Genomic DNA, 3,683 nt, shown 5'->3' with positions numbered 1-3,683 from the left:
TTGGGTGTTGCACTTAATTTTATAATTCATCATAAGAAAGAAGTGAATGTCAATGTCTGATCAAAAGGCAATAACATCTGAACAAGAAATGAAGGCCTATCGTGTACAAGGTTTTACTTGCGCAAACTGCGCGGGTAAATTCGAAAAAAATGTAAAACAGCTATCTGGAGTTGAGGATGCAAAAGTAAATTTTGGTGCATCTAAAATTGCTGTTTATGGTAATGCAACGATAGAAGAACTAGAAAAAGCAGGTGCATTTGAGAATCTCAAAGTGACACCTGAAAAATCTGCTCGCCAAGCATCACAAGAGGTAAAAGAAGATACAAAAGAAGATAAAGTGCCGTTTTATAAAAAGCATAGTACTCTACTTTATGCTTCCTTATTGATTGCCTTTGGTTATCTTTCCTCGTATGTGAATGGAGAAGAGAACATTGTTACTACCTTATTGTTTTTAGCATCCATGTTTATCGGAGGATTATCACTTTTTAAAGTTGGTTTGCAAAACTTACTACGTTTTGAATTTGATATGAAAACCCTTATGACAGTGGCTGTTATAGGTGGTGCTATTATTGGAGAATGGGCAGAAGTTGCCATTGTTGTTATTCTCTTTGCAATCAGTGAAGCACTTGAGCGATTCTCTATGGATAGAGCAAGACAATCGATTCGTTCATTAATGGATATCGCTCCTAAAGAGGCACTTGTTAGACGTAATGGACAAGAAATAATGATTCATGTTGATGATATTGCTGTTGGGGATATCATGATTGTAAAACCTGGTCAAAAGATTGCGATGGATGGTGTAGTTGTAAGTGGGTACTCTGCCGTTAACCAAGCAGCTATTACAGGTGAATCAGTCCCTGTCGAGAAAACGGTTGATAATGAAGTATTTGCAGGTACCTTAAATGAAGAAGGATTACTTGAAGTAGAAATAACGAAACTTGTAGAAGATACAACAATTTCTAAAATTATTCATCTTGTAGAGGAAGCACAAGGGGAACGTGCTCCTTCGCAAGCATTTGTTGATAAATTCGCAAAATATTACACACCGATTATTATGATCATTGCAGCATTAGTTGCTATAGTCCCTCCATTATTCTTTGATGGCAGTTGGGAAACATGGATTTATCAAGGATTAGCTGTTCTTGTTGTTGGTTGTCCTTGTGCGTTGGTTATATCGACTCCTATTTCTATTGTTTCAGCGATTGGAAATGCTGCGAAAAAAGGGGTCCTTGTAAAAGGCGGAGTGTATTTAGAAGAAATGGGCGCCTTAAAGGCCATTGCATTCGATAAAACAGGAACATTAACAAAAGGGGTCCCAGCTGTAACTGATTATAATGTGTTGAACAAACAGATAAATGAAAAAGAATTACTATCCATTATTACTGCATTGGAGTATCGTTCTCAGCATCCTCTTGCTTCAGCCATCATGAAAAAAGCAGAAGAAGAAAACATTACTTATTCTGACATACAGGTAGAGGATTTCTCTTCTATCACAGGAAAGGGTATAAAGGGTATCGTAAACGGGACGACTTATTACATCGGTAGCCCGAAACTCTTTAAGGAATTATTGACTAATGATTTCGATAAAGACTTAGAGCAAAATGTTACTACTCTTCAAAATCAAGGTAAGACAGCCATGATTATTGGAACCGAAAAAGAAATACTTGCAGTTATTGCAGTTGCTGATGAAGTTCGTGAGTCAAGTAAGGAAATTCTTCAAAAGTTACATCAACTTGGAATCAAAAAAACAATTATGCTTACTGGTGATAACAAAGGCACTGCGAATGCTATCGGAGGGCAGGTTGGAGTATCTGATATAGAGGCAGAATTAATGCCACAGGACAAATTAGACTTTATTAAACAGTTGAGATCCGAGTATGGCAACGTAGCAATGGTAGGAGATGGGGTCAATGATGCACCTGCATTGGCGGCCTCAACAGTTGGGATTGCAATGGGTGGAGCTGGTACAGACACAGCCTTAGAAACTGCAGACGTCGCTCTAATGGGAGACGATTTAAGAAAACTTCCATTCACTGTAAAACTTAGCCGGAAAACTCTTAATATCATCAAAGCTAACATTACTTTTGCAATTGCTATTAAATTTATTGCCTTACTATTGGTTATCCCAGGTTGGTTAACTCTCTGGATTGCCATTCTTTCCGATATGGGCGCAACCCTTCTAGTAGCTCTAAATGGTTTGCGACTAATGAGAGTGAAAGAATAAAGGAAAAAGTGCTAAAAAGGGCTCTTCCAGACAGATGGAAATTCCTTTTTTAAAAAGGACTCATTATGAGTATAACTTCTAAATATAATAAAAAATCAGTTAGTGAGTTGATGTAATTGACTTTAATTTTGAACGTTATTTCTGCAATAGGGGCATTTATAGTTACCAATATTGATGATATTTTTGTTTTGATGCTGCTATTTTCACAGGCAAAAGCACAGGTGAAAACGAGTGAAGGTTTAAAAGGTAACCAGACAGAGAATAAGCATATATCCCCTAAGGATATAATTATTGGACAATATCTAGGTTTTACCTTGTTAGTAGTAGTTAGTCTCTTAGGAACTTTTGGAGTTATGTTAATTCCAGAGAAATGGGTAGGATTACTTGGACTAATCCCAATCTATTTAGGGATTATGTTGTTTATAAAGGGAGAAGATGAGGATGAAAATGCAATTCTTTCAAGTTTAAATTCTGGAAAGTATAATAGTGTCTTTTTAAGTGTAGCATTTATAACATTTGCTAATGGCGGAGATAACATTGGAATATATGTTCCTTTCTTCTCTACTTTAACCATGAACCAACTAGCAGTAACGGTTATTACTTTCTTTATTATGGTTGCGATTTGGTGTTTTATTGGATATCGTTTGGCAGCTTTTAAACATGTCTCTGAAACCTTAGAGAATTACGGTAGATGGATTATACCCATTGTCTTTATTGGTTTAGGAATCTATATCATGGTGGAGAACGAAACTTTCAGTGCCCTTTTGAGTTTAATAAATTATTAAAAAATAATCTGAACTGCCCCCTGTCAAGTAGACAGTGGAAATAATAAAAGTGATTTAAGCGGCTTTCGCTCTATATTCTTTAGGGCTGAGGCCGTTTAATCGTTTTTGGTATCTTTCGTGATTATAAAAATAGATGTACTCATTTATGGCAATGTTAAGTTCTTCAAAGGTCTGATACTTATGTAAATAATACTTTTCACATTTTAACGTGCCGAAAAAAGATTCCATTGGTCCATTATCAATACAGCGACCAACCCGTGACATACTTTGAGTCATTCCTGCCGACTCTAATTTACGCTTGAACGCCTTAGAGGTGTATTGGAATCCACGATCACTATGAATCAGTGGGTGTTCTTGATGCAATCGTACGATTACCTGGTCAAGCGTTTTAAATACCAGTTGATTATTATTAGAGTGTCCCAGCACATAGCTAATAATGGATCCGTCATAAAGATCACGAATCACACTGAGATAGGCCTTCTTAGATAGGCCATATTTAAATTCTGTCACATCCGTTACCCATTTCTCATTCGGCTTTTTAGCTGTGAATTCACGGTTTAATACGTTCTCTGCCACATGTTGTGGTGACGACTTTTTGTGCCGTTTTCGCTTCTGGCGGAGGACCGAACGGATCTCATGGATACGCATGAGACGATAGATGCGCTTCTCATTGT

The 3,683-nt window shown here is 37.0% G+C and carries 3 protein-coding genes; 2 read left to right on the top strand and 1 reads right to left on the bottom strand.

The window, feature by feature from the left end; all coding sequences use genetic code 11:
* The first annotated feature begins 52 nt into the window (after positions 1–52).
* Both RT52_RS15485 and RT52_RS15480 read left to right on the top strand, forming a co-directional pair.
* Positions 53–2,224 (top strand): heavy metal translocating P-type ATPase, encoded by a 2,172-nt coding sequence (locus RT52_RS15485; RefSeq protein WP_034817436.1) that lies wholly within the window; start codon positions 53–55, stop codon positions 2,222–2,224.
* 116 nt (positions 2,225–2,340) lie between these two features.
* Positions 2,341–3,009, top strand: coding sequence for a CadD family cadmium resistance transporter (locus tag RT52_RS15480; RefSeq protein WP_003322298.1), 669 nt, complete (start codon positions 2,341–2,343; stop codon positions 3,007–3,009).
* 54 nt (positions 3,010–3,063) lie between these two features.
* Here the strand turns inward: RT52_RS15480 and RT52_RS15475 are convergent.
* Positions 3,064–3,683, bottom strand: a 620-nt coding sequence (locus RT52_RS15475; RefSeq protein ID WP_034818316.1) for an IS3 family transposase, incomplete at its 5' end; no start/stop codon positions are given.

The organism is Exiguobacterium alkaliphilum 12/1 (assembly GCF_000714435.1).
Taxonomy (GTDB): Bacteria; Bacillota; Bacilli; order Exiguobacteriales; family Exiguobacteriaceae; genus Exiguobacterium; species Exiguobacterium alkaliphilum.
The sequence above is the reverse complement of the archived record's forward strand: the minus strand, read 5'-3'. Positions and strand labels throughout refer to the sequence as shown.